A 15,794-nucleotide genomic window follows, 5' to 3' on the forward strand; every position below is an offset into this window, starting at 1 on the left:
TCGCTTGCAGCCAAGAGGCTAGCGGGGAAAGCCATAGGCGCATTGACCTCGATCAAGCCCTATCGCTGCAGCACATAGGCGCCCGGCGCGTCCTCGAGTGGCGATAGGCCGCGGTCCGGCGCGCCCATCGGTGGCGGCTCGACCCTCGCGGCCTCGGAATGCAGCGCGAGCCACTCGGTCCAAGCCTCCCACCACGAGCCGGGTCGCGCGTCGGCCGATGCCGCCCACTCGTCGGGGCCGATCGACACGCCGTCCGCTTGTTTCGTCGCGATGCGATAGCGCCGGCGCTGCCTGCTCGGCTCGCTGACGATGCCGGCATTGTGGCCGCCGCTGGTGAGCACGAAGGTGAGCTCCGTGTCGGTCAGGTCGTGGATCTTGTAGACGGACCGCCACGGCGCGACATGGTCCCGCTCGGTGCCGACCACGAACATCGGCGCTCTTATGTTCTGGATAGCGGCCGCCCTGCCCTCGACCATCAGGCGTCCCGCCGCCAAGTCGTTGTCGAGATAGAGCTTGCGCAGATATTCAGCATGCATCCTGTAGGGCATGCGGGTCGTGTCGGCGTTCCACGCCATCAGGTCGAACATCGGCTCGCGCTCGCCCATCAGGTAGTTGCGAACCATGCGAGACCAGACGAGGTCGTTGGTCCGCAGCATCTGGAAGGCGCCGGATATCTGGTCGGCGGAGAGATAACCGCGGTCCCACATCATACTTTCAAGCAGATGCAGCTGGTCGTGGTCGATGAACAGCGCCAGTTCCCCGGGCTCCGAAAAGTCCGTCTGTGCGGCGAGCAGCGTGACGGTGGCGAGCCGGTCGTCATGCGCACGCGCCATCGCGGCGGCGCCGATCGAGAGCAGCGTTCCGCCGAGGCGAGTACCCCGCAGCATGAATCCGCTTGTCCGGGACGATTGCCGAGACGGCACCGACGGCGGCCATGAGGCCGAGGCGGCGATAATCGTCCAGGCCGAGGTCCCGGTCCTCGGCAGTCGGATTGCGCCACGAGATACAGAAGACCGTATGGCCTTTCCCCACCAGGTAGCGGATCAGCGAATTGGCCGGCGACAGGTCGAGGATGTAGTATTTCATGATCCAGGCCGGCACGATCAGCACCGGCTCGGCGAACACGTCCGGCGTCGCCGGCGCATACTGGATCAGCTCGATCATGCGGTTGCGGAACACGACCTTACCGGGCGTGACCGCCACGTCCCTGCCGACGACGAAATCCTCCGCGCCGACCGGTGGCTGCCCGTTCACGGTCCGCGTCTGGTCCTCGATCCAGTTGGCGAAGCCCTTCACGAAGTTCATGCCGCCGGTCTCGACCGTGCGGGAGATAATCTCGGGATTCATGAACGGCACATTGGACGGGGAAAACACGTCGAGCATCTGCCGCGCCATGAAGGACACGACATCCTCGTGATGCGGCGACACGCCGGGGTACTCATGCGTGACGTTGTGCCACCACTGCTGCGAAAGCAAAAAGGACTGCGCCCAGATGCCGAAGGGCGGCTTCCGCCACCCCTCTCCCGAGAACCGGTAGTCTCCCGGCAGCGCCTCGATCGCCGCAGGTGCATTCGGATCGGCGACAAGCGCCACGGCATGCGCCAAAAGCCGCATCGACTTGCGGGCCGCCTTATCGGCGAGCTCCAGCCGCTTGCCCGGCGCCGCCATCAGATGCGCCCACCAGTCGAATTGCGCCATCGCGAGGGCCGTCGGCGACAGGCCCGCGCTCATGCGCGCCGTCATCGCCTCTCGTATCCTGTCGATCGCACGAAACGCCTCGCTGCCCAGCTCCTCGCGCGCCGGCACCGGCGGGATCTCTGAAGTCTGAACGGCGGGGCTGGAAACCCTTGTAGTGTCCTTCATGCTGCCAAGGATAGCAGCCCGGACGTGCACGTGGATTGATCTCACTCAATCCCCGAGACGCGGGGGGTGGATCAGGCGAGGAGCGTTGCCGCCGACCGATATTCCGCCTCCAGCCGGTCGACCAGGGCGGCGACATGCGGCAAGTCGTCGATCGCGCCCACGCCCTGCCCGGCCGCCCAGAGGTCGCGCCAGGCCTTGGCGTCGCCTTTCTGCGTGCCGAAGTTCAACGCGTCGGGCGGTGTGAGGTCGTCGGGGTCCTTGCCCGCCGCCGCGAGGCTCGCACGCAGGAAATTGCCCGGCACGCCGCTGACGGCCGGCGTATATACGATGTCGGCGGCCTTCGCATCGAGGATCATCTGCCGCTGCCGTTCGACCGCCATGCTCTCGGCCGTCGCCATGAAACGGGTGCCCATGTAGACCATGTCCGCGCCCATCAGCCGCGCGGCCGCGACCTGGCGCCCGGTCGAGATCGCGCCGCCGAGCAGAAGTGTGCCGTTGAAGATCTGCCGGATCTCGTGCAGCGCCGCAAAAGGGCTGATCGGCCCGGCATGGCCGCCCGCGCCGTAAGTCACCGCGATCAGCCCGTCGACGCCTGCCTCGGCCGCCTTGGCCGCGAACTTCAGGTTCGTCACGTCGTGGAACACCAGCCCGCCATAGGAATGCACCGCCGCGATCAGGTCGCGGTTGAGCCCCAGCGAGGTGATGACCAGCGGCACCTTGCGGTCGATTGTGATGGCAAGGTCCGCCTCCAGGCGCGGATTGGACCTGTGCACGACAAGATTGACGCCGAAGGGCGCGGCATCCGCCGTCAGCCGCCCGGAAATCTCGTCCAGCCAGTCGCGATAGCCGTCGCTGGTGCGCTGGTTGAGCGCCGGGAAGGAGCCGACCGCGCCCGCATTGCATGTGCCGACGACGAGGTCCGGACCGGAGATCAGGAACATCGGAGCGGCGACGACCGGAAGGCGAAGACGCCCGGTCCAGGAAGCGGGAAGAGGCATGGGAGGGTCCTGAAGGAAAAAGAGGCCCGCCGCGAACGGCGGGCCAGTCGGGGTGCTCTCAGTACTGCGTGAAATCCTGCAGGGTCTTGAAGGTCTTCGTCGTGTGGTCGAGCTGGTAGATCTTGAGCGCCGTGCCGGAGAGCTGCTTCTCATTGTCGAAGCTGATGGGTGCTGCCACGCCCTGGGTGTCGAAGTCCTTCAGCCCGCGCAATTGCTCGATCGTACAGGCCCGCGTCAGCTCCTTGCCACAGCGCTTCATGCCTTCGGCCAGCACGTGGAGACCGACATAAGTGATGTAGGTATAGCGGTTGATCGCACCGACCTCTTCCGGCGTGGCGTATTTCTTCGCCTTCTCCATGAAGGCGTCGATCGCGGGGCCGTCGAGCGCGACGTAGTCGGCGACGAGGTAGTCGTAGCCGGCCGGAGCCGACAAGTTGACCGAGGGAGGCATGTCTTCCGACCAGACGCCGGCGACCTGCAGATCCATCGACAGCTTGCGGGCCTCGCCGAGGATGTTGGCCGCGCCGGCGATGATGCCGCCATTTGCGAGCACATTGACGCCCGCCTGTTTCATCTGCGCCATCTCGGCCGCGAAATTGGCGGTGCCCTTCTTGTAGCGGATGCGCAAGCCGTCCTTGACGCCGAATTCCTTGACCGCGCGGTCATAGCCGTCCTCGACGGCCTTGCCGAAGTCGTCGTCCTGGCGGATCACGCCGTAGACCGGGTTCTCCACCTTCATGTTCTCGTGGATGTATTTGAGCTGGCCGTAGAAGGCGTCCGAATAGCTCGCGCCGATGGTGAAGACCGACGGACGGACCGGCTCATAGATCAGCTCGTTCGGAGCGGTGGTGACGACCGTCGGCAGGTTGTTCTCCTCGATCAGCGGCATCATGGCGAGCGCGTTGGCGGTGCCGGAGGTGCCGTTGAGCGCGAAGATGCCGTCGACCTCGATCAGTTTGGTCAGCGCCTGGAACGAGCGTGCAGGCACGTAGCCGTCGTCCTCGGTGATCACCGTGATCTTCCGGCCGTTGACGCCCCCCGCCTCGTTGATCTCGGCCGCGGCGATCTTCGAGCCGACCGACACGGCCTTGCCGATGAACGAGGCCGGACCGGTCATGATGTTCACGTCGCCGATCTTGATCTCGGTGTCGCTGACACCCGGATCCTGGGCGTAGGCCGTCGACGCCAGCAGCGTCGCGGCCAGTGCAAGCAATGTCTTCCTCATGCTCATTCCTCCATTGCGGCCACGCGTCAGTAGGCGAGCGGCCAGTTGCTCCAGTATTTGCGGATGTCACGCCAGAGCCCGATCAGCCCCTCCGGCTTCAGCCGCAGGAAGGCGATGATGACGACGCCGTAGGTGATGCCGCGGATCTCGTAGACATAGGTCGTGTAGAAGCTGGAATTCGTGTCAGCGAAGGTCTCGAAGAACAGCCGGATCGCCTCGGGCAGCAGCGACAGAAAGATCGCGCCGAGGATCGCGCCAGCGATCGAGCCCAGCCCGCCGAGGATGACGATCGCCAGCGCCTCGATCGACAGGATCAGCGCGAAGACATCGATATTGACGAAACGGATCTGCAGCGAGATCAGCGCGCCGGCGATGCCGACGATGAAGGACGAGACCATGAAGGCCAAAAGCTTGTAGCGCACCAGGTCGACGCCCATGACGCGGGCGGCGATGTCGTGGTCGCGGATGGCCATCCAGGCGCGTCCGACGCGCGAGCGCTGGATGTTGAGCGCGGCGAAGACGACGAGAGCGGCGACGGCAAGCGTCGTGTAGTAGAGCGGCTTGCCCTTCTGGATGTCGAAGCCGAACAGCTTCGCGCCCGAGACGAAGATGCCGTTCGGCCCGTGCGTCAGCCATTCAGCATAGAGGATGATGTGGTTGATGATGAAGGCAAAGGCGAGCGTGGTGATCGCGAGGTAGAGACCCTTCAGCCTCAGCGACGGCACGCCGACCAGGATGCTGATCAGCGCGGCCATCACGCCGCCCGCCGGCAGCGACAGCCAGACCGGCCAGCCATGGTCCATCATCAGGATCGCATTGGTATAGGCGCCGACCGCGAGGAAGCCCGCCTGGCCGAGCGAAATCAGCCCCGTCGTGCCCGTCAGCATGTTGAGCCCCACAGCGCCGACGATCGCGATCAGCGTCGAGACGACCAGCGTCACCTGGTAGTTGCCGAGCACGAAGGGTGCGACCAGCGCCAGCGCGAACAGCAGCGCGACGAAAGACCAGACCACCTTGCTGTCGCTAAGCGCGACCAGCTGTCCGGCACGTTCCTTGAAATGTCCTGTCCGCATCAGACGCGCTCGATGTCCCTGGAGCCGAACAGTCCGTAGGGTCGGACCATCAGCACGATGACGATGACGATGAAGCCGGAGATCTCGCGCAGTCCCTGGCCGATATAGCCCTGGAACAGGTTCTCGATCAGGCCGATGACGAGGCCGGCGGCAGCCGAGCCGATGACCGAGTCGAGGCCGCCGAGGATGACCGCCGGGAACGACTTCAGCCCCTGGAACCACAGGTCGGGGGCCAGCTTGAAGTTGGCCGCAAACAGCACGCCGGCCACCGACGCGATCGCCGCCGACAGCATCCAGGCGACCGCATGGATGCGGCTGACGCTTATGCCAACCAGCAGCGCAGCGGTTTCATTGGCTGCCACCGCGCGCATCGCGATGCCCATGCGGCTGAAGCGCAGGAAGGCCCAGCCGGCGAAAGTCAGCACCGCCAATGCGCCGATCAGGTAAAGCTGCGCCGGATAGAACGGCACCGAGCCGACATAGACCACCTCAGTCGAGATGCCCGCGGTGAAGTTGAACGGGTCCGGGCCCCAGATCATGATGGTGACGCCGCGCAGGATAACGGCCAGGCCGACCGTCACCATGACGATGGCGAAGATCGGCTCACCCAGCATCGGCCGGATGAACAACCGCTCCAGCACCAGCCCGATCAGCATCGAGATCGGTATCGTCACCAGCATCAGCGGGAAGAAGGACAGGTTGAAGGTCGAGTAAAGCGTGAACGAGATATAGGCGGTGAGCATCACCAGCTCGCCCTGCGCGAAGTTCACCACGCCCGTCGACTTGAAGATGAGTGCAAAGCCCATCGCGATCAGGCCGTAGGCGGCACCCGAGACGAGGCCGGTGGCGATAAGGAGGAGGAAGAAGTCCATCAGGCCGCGCCTCCGTAGATCGACTGGATTTCGGTGCGGAACTTGTCCTCGATGATCCGCCGGCGCACCTTCATCGTCGCGGTCAGCTCGCCGTCGTCATGGTCGAGTTCCTTGGCGAGAATGACGAACTTGCGTACGTTCTCGACGCGGGCGAAGCGGTCGTTGACCCGCCTGACCTCGCCCGAGATCAGCTCGTTGACCTTCTCGTTCTGCGCCAGCGTGCGGTAGGTCGTGTACTGGATGTTCTGCTGCTGCGCCCACTTGCCGGTGGTCTCGAGATCGATCTGGATCAGCGCCGAGAGGAAGTTGCGGCCGTCGCCGAGCAGGATCGCCTCGCGGATGTAGGGCGAGTCCTTCAGCGCGTTCTCAATCAGCGACGGTGTGATGTTCTTGCCGCCGGAGGTGATCAGGATGTCCTTCTTGCGGTCAAGCACATGGACCTCGCCGCTCTTCTCGATCTCGACGATGTCACCGGTGTGCAGCCAGCCGTCGCTGAAGGCGCGGGAGGTCGCCGTGTCGTCGAAGAGGTAGCCCTTAAAGATGCTGGCGCCCCTGAGCAGCAGCTCACCGTCCTCGTCCACCTTCTGCTCGACGCCCGGGATCAGCGGGCCGGAGCGGCCGAGCGTGGTCGCGCCAGGGCGCTGTGTGTGCGAGACGCCGGCGCTCTCCGTCATACCGTAGATCTGGTAGACCGGCACGCCGAGGATCCAGAAGAACAGCAGCACCTCCGACGAAACGGTCGCGCCACCGCAGAAGCCGTTCTTCACCCGGTTGACGCCGAGGAAGGTGCGCAGGCTGCGGAAGCAGACGAGCGACAGCAGCGCGAACATCGTCCTGTCGCCGAAGCTGGCGAAGGAGCCGCCATTGGCGAGCCGCCGTTCCGCGATCGGCCGGCCGCGCTTCATGCAGGTTTCGTAGACGCGGCGCTGGAAGGCGGTCGTGTCCTTGACCCGGTAGAGCACGCTCTGCTGCATCTTCTCCCAGATGCGCGGCACACCGAGAAAGCCCTTCGGCGCGATTTCGCGCAGGTTCACCACAACGGTGTCGACCGACTCGGCGAAGGATACGGTGCAGCCAGTGACGAGCTGCATCACCGTCGAGAAGCTGCGCTCCGCGACGTGGCAGAGCGGCAGGTAGCAGAGCACCGAATAGGTCTCGCGGCTGAGCCCGTGGATCTGCACCACCTGCGAGGCGGAGTGCAACATATTGCGATGGGTCAGCATCGCGCCCTTCGGCATGCCTGTCGTGCCAGACGTGTAGACGATGATCGCGACGTCGTCCGGCTTGCCGGCAGCGAGGTGCGCGTCGATCGCCGGACCGAGCCTGGCCTCGTTCGCCCGGCCGAGTTCGAGAAGATCGGCAAAGGAGATCAGGCCCGGCTCGCGGTAGTGGCGCATGCCTTTCATGTCTACGCAGACGATGTGCTCCAGGTCCGGCAGGCCGCCGTCCTTGGCCCGCGCCTCCAGCACCTTGTCCGTCTGTTCCTGGTCGCCGCAGACGACGATCCGCGCCTTCGAGTGGCGCACGATATATTGCAGCTCCGGCCAGGGATTGGTCGGATAGATGCCGAGGCAGGCGCCGCCGGCCATCTGGACGCCGAGGTCCGAGAACAGCCATTCCGGACTGTCATCGCCCGCGACAGCAATCCGCTCGCCCTGATTGAAACCCAGCGCATGCAGGCCGATTGCGACGAGACGGGCGCGGTCGAAGTAGTCCTGCCAACTGTAACGGCGCCACAGTCCCTTCTCCTTGACGCGCAATGCGAGGTCCGAGCCGTGGGTCCGGGCGTGATGCTGCAGCACCTGCGGCATCGTCGCGCGCGCGAAATCGATCCCCCCGCTCATGCCGCGCTCCTCTTGGCGCCGAGATAGGCATCGATCACGGCCGGATTGGCCGCGACCTCAGCGGGTGTACCTTCCGCGATCTTGCGGCCGTAATTGACCACGCAGACATGGTCGGAAATGTCCATCACGATCCCCATGTCGTGCTCGACCATGAACACGGTCATGCCGAGTTCGTCCTTCAGGTCGAGGATGAAGCGGGCGATGTCCTCGCGCTCTTCCTGGTTCATGCCGGACACCATCTCGTCGAGCAGCAGGAGCTTGGGCGACACGGCGAGTGCCCGGCCGAGTTCGACGCGCTTCTGCTGGCCGTAGGACAGTGTGCCGACCGGATGGTCGCGGATGTCCTCGATCTCCAGGAAGTCGATGATCTCCTCCACCCGGTCGCGCGCCTTCATCTCCTCGCGGCGCGTCCGGCCCCAGAAGATCGCCGCCGAGATCGGATCGGACCTGAGATGCGTGTGCATGCCGACGAGCAGGTTGTTCACCACCGTCTCATGCTTGAAGACGGCGAGGTTCTGGAACGTCCGCGCGATGCCGAGGCCGGCGAGCGCATGGGTCGGCAGCCGCGTCAGGTCGTTGCCCTCGAACAGGATGCTGCCCAATGTCGGCCGGAACACTGCGCTGATCAGGTTGAACAGCGTCGTCTTGCCGGCGCCGTTCGGGCCGATCAGCGAATAGATTTGCCCCTGCTCGACGGTGAGACCGACATCGTTGACCGCGACGAGACCACCGAACCGCTTCGTCACCCCGTTGAGTTCGAGGAAGGCGCTCACGACAGCCACCTCTTGCGCCGCTTGTAGTGCTTCACGTCGCGCATGCTCTTCCGCTCCCCGCCGGAGAAGCCGAGGTAAAATTCCTGGACGTCGTCATTGGCGCGCAGTTTCTCCGCCGCGCCGTCGAGCACGATGCGCCCGTTCTCGATGATGTAGCCGTAGGAGGCAGTCTGGAGCGCGAGCTGGGCGTTCTGTTCCACCAGAAGCACGGTCATGCCGTTGTCGCGGTTGAGCGACATCACCGCCTCGAAGATCGTCTCGACGATCTGCGGCGCGAGCCCCAGCGACGGCTCGTCGAGCATCAGCAGCCGCGGCCGGCCCATCAGCGCGCGGCCGATCGCGACCATCTGCTGCTCGCCGCCGGACAGGTAGCCGGAAATCTGCGTCCGCCGCTCCTTGACCCGCGGGAACATCTGATAGACTCGCTCCAGCCCCTCGGCCGCCTCGGCGCGGCTGCGGGTGAAGCCGCCCATCAAGAGGTTCTCCTCGACGGTGAGCGTCGCGAACAGCGCCCGTCCCTCCGGCACCTGCAGGATGCCCTTTTCGACGATCGCGCGCGGCGAGCGGCCGGAGATCGGCTCCCCCTCGAGATGGATCGAGCCGCTCATGATCTCGCCGTCCTCCTGGTAGAGCACGCCCGAGATCGCCTTGAGGATGGTCGACTTGCCCGCGCCGTTCGAGCCGAGCAGCGCCACGATCTGCCCTGCTGGCACTTCGAGCGACACGTCGCGCACCGCCTCGATGGCGCGGTCGTAGAGGATCTGGATGTTCTTCAGAGCCAGCATGCGTCAATACCACGCAGCAAATGAACAAGGCTTATCAATGGGCGCTCCACCGCAGCGGACGCGCCTCCGGTCTCGGACGACACGACAGGTCGAGTCACCACGGCCGACCGGATTCGGCACGATCCGGCGAAGAAACCCAGGCATTGAAACTCATCGCGCCCCTCCCGACATCGTCGCCTGTGCTGTTGTCTCGTCTTGCACTTGGCTGCGAAATGATGAATTGTATTCATTAAGAGGATGAACGATCCGGTTTGTCAACGGGCAATTTCGGAATTGCGTGGAGGGGTGGAATGGCGGGAATCGAGATTGCGGCGGAGCTTTCATGGCCAGCTGCGGGTGTGGCGCGCATCAAGCTGACCAGGCGCGACACGCACAACACGCTGACGAGCGAGCTCCTCGAGACGCTCGACCGTCTGTTCGATGAGGCCGCATCCAGCAAGGCGCGGGTGCTGATCGTCACCGGCTCCGGCAAGACCTTCTGCGGCGGCGCCCACATCAAGCTCTTCACCGACCCCGCCTCGCCACTCTATCGCAACGCTCGTGCGATCCGCGACGACTACGTCAAGCCGATCATCAGGGTGTTCAGCCGCCTGCGCGAGGCGCCTTTCGTGACGGTCGCGGCGATCAACGGCTTCGCGCTCGGCGGCGGCTGCGAACTGGCGCTGTCCTGCGACTTCCGGCTGATGGCGGACACTGCGCGTATCGGACTGACCGAAACCCGGCTCGGCGCGCTCGCCGCCGCCGGTGGTGTGCAGTCGCTCGCTCGCGTCGTCGGCCGGGCGAAGGCGCTGGAGATGGCGCTGCTCGGCGACCAGCTGACCGCGGCGGATGCGAAGGCGGCGGGCCTCGCCACGGCCGTCCACCCGGCCGCGGAGCTGGACGATGCGGCGCTTGCCTTCGCCAAAAGGCTATTGCTGTGCAGCCCCATTTCCGTTGCGGAGACCAAACGCGCATTGTGCCGCTGCGAAACGGCAGCTCCGGACGAGGCCGACCGAATCGCCCTCGATGCCGTTCTGGCCGCGTCCGCAGGCGCCGAGTGGTGGGAAGGCATGGCCGCGTTCGCCGAGAGGCGGCCGGCGGCTTTTCGGATGGAGGACGGATGAAGAACGGAACAGCGCGCCGCCAGGTCTTCAGGCTCTCACGCGAACGCCGGGTCGCCGACATCATGGCGGCCGCCCGCGACGTCTTCCGCGAAAAGGGCTACGAGGACGCGCCGATGTCCGACATCGCCGTGCGGGCGAACGTCGTCGAAGGCTCGATCTACCGCTATTTCGAGAACAAGCGCGACCTGCTCGTGAAGGTGATCGAGGACTGGTACGAGGCGATGCTGGCCGACTACGACCAGCAGCTGTCCGGCATCCGCGGCACCCGCAACCGGCTGCGCTTCATGATCTGGCGGCACCTGAAGACGATCCACGAGGAGCCGGCGCTCTGCGACCTGATGTTCCAGTTCCTGCGCACCGGTCGCGACTACAGCCACACCACTGTCTACGAGCTCAACAAGCAGTATACCCGCCGCACGCTCGACATCATCAAGGAGGGCATCGCCGCCGGCGAACTGCGCGGCGACGTGGCGCTGAGACTGGTGCGGGACATGATCTACGGCTGCATCGAGCACCACACCTGGGCCTATCTGCGCGGCGAGGGCCAGTTCGATCCGGACGCGACGGCGGACGCCATCGTCGACCTCGTGCTGAGCGGCCTGCAGATCCGCCGCCTGCCCCAGGCGCCGGACCTTGCCGACCGGCTGGAGCGGGCGATCGACAGGCTGGAGGGCCTGGCCGGCAAGCCGGCCGGCTGACGGCCTGAGACATCACGCGTTGCGCCAGGGAGGAGACCCGATGCAATCGACGAACGAAAGCTGGCGCGACGACATCGCCGCCGCAGGAAAGCTGACCGTCCACGGGCTGTTCCGGGCCTGCGTGCGGCGCGACCCGGAAGCGATCGCGCTCAACACGGCGACGGCGCAGATCACCTATCGCGAGCTGGACCAGCGCGTGCTGCGGCTGGCGGCGGGCCTTGCAGGCCTCGGGATCGCGCGCGGCGAGCGCGTCGCGCTGATCTCGGAGAACCGGCAGGAATATGCCGAGATCGAGCTGGCCGCGGCCTGCCTCGGCGCGATCGTCGCCTGCCAGAACTGGCGGCTGGCACTGAGCGAATTGCAGCACTGCATCGATCTGGTCGAGCCGCGGCTCGTGATTGCCTCGCAGCGCTACGCCGCGACGGCGCGGGGGCTCGATCTGCGCGGACGAAAACTGCTGGTGCTGGAAGAAGACTACGACCGGCTGATCGCCGACATCCCTCCCCTCGCAGAGCTTCCTCATGTCGACCCGGAGGACGGGCTGGTCATCCTCTACACCAGCGGCACGACCGGCCTGCCCAAGGGCGCGCTGATCAGTCACCGCGCCGAAATGGCGCGCAACATGGTGCTGCGCGTCGACATGCATGCGCGCGAGAGCGACGGCTTCATCGCCTGGGCGCCGATGTTCCACATGGGCTCGACCGACCAGGTGCTGGGCGCGCTGATGTCGGGCGCGACGGTGCATGTCGTCGACGGTTTCGATGCGGAACGGATCGTCGACCTGATGGAGGGGAACGAACTCGGCTGGATGCTGCTGATGCCGGGCTCGATCGAGCCGGTGGTCGAGATCCTGCAAAAGACCGGACGGCGGCCGAAAAGCATCCGCGCGGTGGGGGCGATGGCGGACCTGGTGCCGAACCACCTGATCGCCGAACTGTCGCGGCTCGCCGGCGCGCCCTATCTCAACTCGTTCGGCTCCACCGAAACGGGCCTTGCGCCGGCCTCGTCCTGCCTGCTGGCGCCCGGCGTGGTTCCGGAAAAACTGTCGAAGCGCAAGAGCTCGTTCTGCGACGTCAGGCTGGTCGATCCGAACGGCGACGAGGTGCCGGACGGCGAGCCGGGCGAGGCCTCGGTGCGCGGGCCGACCGTCTTTTCCGGCTACTGGAACGCGCCCGAGACCAATGCGCGCGACTTCAAGGGCGGCTGGTTCCGCATGGGCGACCTGTTCCGCCGCAACGGAGACGGCAGCTTCGACTTCGTCGACCGGGCCAAATACATGATCAAGTCGGGCGGCGAGAACATCTATCCGGCCGAGGTCGAGCGGGTGCTGCTCTCCGACCCGCGCGTCAGCGACGCGATCGTGGTGCGGCAGAAGGACGACCGCTGGGGCGAGGTTCCGGTCGCGTTCATTTCGCGCAGCGACGACAGCCTGTCGGAAGGCGACGTCGAGGCACTCTGCCGCCGGGAGCTCGCCGGCTACAAGCGGCCCAAGGCGGTGCACTTCATCGGCTTCGACGATTTCCCGCGCTCGACCACGGGGAAGATTTTGAGGCATGAGATGGAGGCGAAGCTGAAGTAGGGGAGTAGGGGAATAGGGCAGTAAGGCAGTAGGCAGTAGGCAGTAGGCAGTAGGGAATAGCCTCCGTGCTGTGTGAGTTGGAGTCGAGATTGAAGTAGAGCGTGCGGTTGGCGCGGCTGCGCTGCTTTGGGTGCGCCCTCGCCACCGTCATCCTCGGCCTTGTGCCGAGGATCTTCCCACGTTTGTGGCTTTGCGCAGCGGCGCGGCTGACGATCCGGCGGCAGTAGATCCTCGGCACAAGGCCGAGGATAACGATGGTTCTGAGGCGTCTCGACCGGGGAAGTGCCTGGAAAATTTTACTTTTTTCCGCGCGAAGGCGTCGTCCGTGCGGAGGCCACGCGGGCGGAAAAAGGCAGACATCTCCTGCCGGCATCAGGACGTATCGTGCTGCTCCTGCGCCTCACAGGCGAAGTAGTGCAGGTCGCGCAGGACGTCGTCGACCTCGTGCGGGCGGCGCGGCGAGCCGGGGCGGTGCAGGCCGTAGGCGCGGCCGGGGCGCAGCGTCGTCAGCCGGTGGAGCCGTCCGGCCTTGCGGAAGGCATCGCGACGCGCCCGCCAGCGGGCGAGGCGCATGGCCTGTCCCGGCAGGTCCTCGAGCGCGCGGCTGAGTGCTGCGACGCGCCGGCGCAGATATCCGGCCTCGAGCGGATCGTTGCGCGACGGCTCCTGCCGGGGCGCGACGGGAAAGGGTGTGGTCCAGCCGGGAATGAAGACACGCGGCACGCCCGAGGCGCGGATGTGGAACGACGCGGCGGTCGGGTCGGGCAAAGGGTCGAGGAGCGGGAACGAAAGCCGGCCGGATGCCGCCGGCGCGGCGGCGGGTGCTTCGGCCGCGGCGGGTGCGAGTGCCAGGCCGAGGCTGACGGGGATGTGCGCGACCAGCGGCCCGCGCTTGCGCGCGATCGCAGGCAGGGCCGGCGCAGGGGCGACCAGATCGCGGGCGGCGACGATGATCAGCCGCCGCAGGGCGGCCTCGGCCGGACGCAGCAGGCGGAACACGGCACGGTGGGCCCAGCGCGGCAGGGTCGGACGGGGCAGATACCCCTCACCGGCTCCGGCCAGTGCCGCGGACGAGCCATTCCCTGCCGCAAGGGACAGGTCGAGCCCGGCCATGGCGGCGAGCGTGGCGACGATCTCCCGCAAGAGCCTGACATTCCGTTCGATCACCCCGTCCCAATCGATCACCGCCACCTCCTTTCGCGGCAACAGTGTCGCCGCGATGCGCAGGGTGGTGGATGGAAAATTGAATGGCGGATGGCGAATGCCGAGCGGGGCAACGGGTTGGTGGGAGAGCGGGCGGAAATCGATGCACAGGGTGCGCGCATCTCGCCCCTTGCGGGGGAGATAGGGAAGCGCGATCGCCGCGGTTGCGGAACGGTGCGCGCGAGCGCGTGGGGCGTGGTTGGCGGTAGTGGGGTGGGTTGCAGACCGGCAGCTTCCCGACGGCCAGCGGACGAAAGCAGACACGAAGAGTCAACGCCCAAGGCCCAGGAAATCTTCCGCCACAGGTCAATTAAATCATCGTTGATTGGCCACCCCCAATCCAACGAAGCCGGAGTTAGGGCCTCAAGCCAACTTGCTGCGAGCGGAAAGCAGCTTGTCGAACAATTCTTCCAACGCGGTGCCTGGGTTCAGAGAGTCTGAAACGATCGTACGAATGCCGCGGCTTGCCAATACCCGCTCGCGAACCGGGTCCGGCCGAAGCAAAAAAATAAAACAAGGAGGCCGTTGAGCCGCGAACCCGGCTTTCTCCCACATTTTGTGGAGCCGGTAGAGAAGCAAACGCATATTGAGATCGTTTAGGCTGTAGCCGACAAACAGTATGCTGCGGCTCAGAACGTCGGCTCGAAACTTGATATCGAGCGGGGCTTCGAATTGGAGCCGCTCAAAATAATCGGACTCGGTGACAACCAGAGAGTCGTCATCGTCGAAATCTCCGTGAAACTTAACTATCTGTGTAGCGTCGGGCACGGCGTTGGCGACGTCGAGCACCGATTTGATCTTACTAAAGCGCTTGCCTTTGAGTTCATGGACGCGCTCAAGGTTCCGATCGTAGTTTGTCGTGTAGATCAGCGGAAATTCGAGTTCGACGATTTGTTCGTGGATACGCGACCTGAGCAGGACATCGTCGGAAACGTGCCAGCTCCGATCCATCCAACTGCGGAGTTCGCCAATGCTATTTCGTTCGAGTTTATAGAACTCAGCAATTTGCAGATGGTCGGCGCCCTCCGGCACCAAGACTTCCGGATCATAGCCGAGTTCGCTCGCCATGTGGCCGATAAGACTCGACCAACTCGGCAGACCTAAGGGAACCGATAATCCCGCTCCAGCGAACAACACAACTTTCTTTCGAGAGACCAGATCCGCAAGCTCATCAATCATGCCGGCTGTTCTCCAAGTGGGCCGCGAAAGCGTCCAATGCGAGTTTCCTCATCGATATCTCGTTCTTTTTCTCGCCCATCTCTGCAAAGGTCTGCTTATGCCCCTCGGGGATAAAAACGCAGTCCCACTGGAACCGGTCATCGCCTCGAGGTTCCCGCGCGATAGTGCCCTCAATGGCGCCTTCGAAGTGGAATATCTGCTGGCCATTACAAAACCCAATCTGGGTTTTGGCAGTAACCGATCCGCCCCCGAAGAGGCGCGCGACTCGCTCTTTTTTCAGGGTGTCCCAGAACACCTGCGTGAGGCCTCCGGGGAAACCATTCATATCCTGGAGAAATAGGCCAGTCTGCTCCACGAATACAGGGTGACCCAAAAGGTGAAACGCCCGCAACGTTTTGTTGCGCACTATAGCCTGCACATCACCTGACTGTAGTTCGTCGATAGGAAGATGTACGGCAATGAGCTCGACGCCAACGGATTTCAATATAGTGGACGCCTCAGAGATCTTGTGTTCGTTTCTTGACATAAATCTTAAGCGCATGTCCAACTCCAAGCGCGATAGCGCCGACAACCGTCTGCCACGCTTACATATTTGAGAA

General features: G+C 64.8%; 13 protein-coding genes and 1 pseudogene. 3 read left to right on the forward strand and 11 right to left on the reverse strand.

Annotated elements, in window-relative coordinates; all coding sequences use genetic code 11:
* Nucleotides 1–59: 59 nt before the first annotated feature.
* The 8 genes and pseudogenes from LRS09_RS03040 to LRS09_RS03075 form a co-directional block, all read right to left on the reverse strand.
* Nucleotides 60–1,743 (reverse strand): annotated as a pseudogene (locus LRS09_RS03040) (PHA/PHB synthase family protein).
* 191 nt (nt 1,744–1,934) lie between these two features.
* Nucleotides 1,935–2,861, reverse strand: coding sequence for a nitronate monooxygenase family protein (locus LRS09_RS03045; protein ID WP_257804173.1), 927 nt, complete (start codon nt 2,859–2,861; stop codon nt 1,935–1,937).
* Nucleotides 2,862–2,919: 58 nt separating this feature from the next.
* Nucleotides 2,920–4,086 carry an ABC transporter substrate-binding protein gene (locus LRS09_RS03050; protein ID WP_257804175.1) on the reverse strand — a complete coding sequence of 389 codons (1,167 nt, stop codon included), beginning with the start codon at nt 4,084–4,086 and terminating at the stop codon, nt 2,920–2,922.
* 26 nt (nt 4,087–4,112) lie between these two features.
* Nucleotides 4,113–5,159: a branched-chain amino acid ABC transporter permease gene (locus LRS09_RS03055; protein ID WP_257804176.1), complete on the reverse strand. Its 1,047-nt coding sequence runs from the start codon at nt 5,157–5,159 to the stop codon at nt 4,113–4,115.
* Nucleotides 5,159–6,031 carry a branched-chain amino acid ABC transporter permease gene (locus tag LRS09_RS03060; protein ID WP_257804177.1) on the reverse strand — a complete coding sequence of 291 codons (873 nt, stop codon included), beginning with the start codon at nt 6,029–6,031 and terminating at the stop codon, nt 5,159–5,161. Before LRS09_RS03060 ends, LRS09_RS03055 begins: the two co-directional genes overlap by 1 nt.
* On the reverse strand, nt 6,031–7,875 hold the full coding sequence (locus tag LRS09_RS03065; protein ID WP_257804178.1) for a long-chain fatty acid--CoA ligase: 1,845 nt from the start codon (nt 7,873–7,875) through the stop codon (nt 6,031–6,033). The genes LRS09_RS03060 and LRS09_RS03065 overlap by 1 nt, the downstream gene beginning before the upstream one ends.
* A complete protein-coding gene (locus LRS09_RS03070; RefSeq protein ID WP_257804179.1) occupies nt 7,872–8,648 on the reverse strand; it encodes an ABC transporter ATP-binding protein in 777 nt (258 codons plus the stop codon). Before LRS09_RS03070 ends, LRS09_RS03065 begins: the two co-directional genes overlap by 4 nt.
* Nucleotides 8,645–9,433, reverse strand: a complete 789-nt coding sequence (locus LRS09_RS03075) for an ABC transporter ATP-binding protein (protein WP_257804180.1) — start codon at nt 9,431–9,433, stop codon at nt 8,645–8,647. Before LRS09_RS03075 ends, LRS09_RS03070 begins: the two co-directional genes overlap by 4 nt.
* 290 nt (nt 9,434–9,723) lie before the next feature.
* Between LRS09_RS03075 and LRS09_RS03080 the strand changes: the two genes are divergently transcribed.
* From LRS09_RS03080 to LRS09_RS03090, 3 genes are read left to right on the forward strand one after another with little or no spacing between them, the layout of a single operon-like run.
* The gene (locus tag LRS09_RS03080) at nt 9,724–10,536 is read left to right on the forward strand and encodes an enoyl-CoA hydratase/isomerase family protein (protein WP_257804181.1); all 813 of its coding nucleotides are present in this window, start codon (nt 9,724–9,726) and stop codon (nt 10,534–10,536) included.
* Entirely contained in the window at nt 10,533–11,234 is a 702-nt protein-coding gene (locus LRS09_RS03085) for a TetR/AcrR family transcriptional regulator (RefSeq protein WP_257804182.1), read from the forward strand. Before LRS09_RS03080 ends, LRS09_RS03085 begins: the two co-directional genes overlap by 4 nt.
* Nucleotides 11,235–11,274: 40 nt before the next feature.
* The gene (locus LRS09_RS03090; RefSeq protein ID WP_257804183.1) at nt 11,275–12,813 is read left to right on the forward strand and encodes a class I adenylate-forming enzyme family protein; all 1,539 of its coding nucleotides are present in this window, start codon (nt 11,275–11,277) and stop codon (nt 12,811–12,813) included.
* Between the two features lie 372 nt (nt 12,814–13,185).
* On the opposite strand, the gene LRS09_RS03095 is transcribed toward LRS09_RS03090, so the two are convergent.
* The 3 genes from LRS09_RS03095 to LRS09_RS03105 form a co-directional block, all read right to left on the reverse strand.
* Nucleotides 13,186–13,998 (reverse strand): hypothetical protein, encoded by an 813-nt coding sequence (locus tag LRS09_RS03095; protein ID WP_257804184.1) that lies wholly within the window; start codon nt 13,996–13,998, stop codon nt 13,186–13,188.
* Nucleotides 13,999–14,379: 381 nt separating this feature from the next.
* Nucleotides 14,380–15,195 carry an SIR2 family protein gene (locus LRS09_RS03100; RefSeq protein WP_257804186.1) on the reverse strand — a complete coding sequence of 272 codons (816 nt, stop codon included), beginning with the start codon at nt 15,193–15,195 and terminating at the stop codon, nt 14,380–14,382.
* A complete protein-coding gene (locus LRS09_RS03105) occupies nt 15,188–15,736 on the reverse strand; it encodes a non-canonical purine NTP pyrophosphatase (RefSeq protein ID WP_257804188.1) in 549 nt (182 codons plus the stop codon). Before LRS09_RS03105 ends, LRS09_RS03100 begins: the two co-directional genes overlap by 8 nt.
* Nucleotides 15,737–15,794 lie beyond the last annotated feature (58 nt).

It is taken from the genome of Mesorhizobium sp. J428 (genome assembly GCF_024699925.1).
Lineage (GTDB): Bacteria > Pseudomonadota > Alphaproteobacteria > Rhizobiales > Rhizobiaceae > Mesorhizobium_A.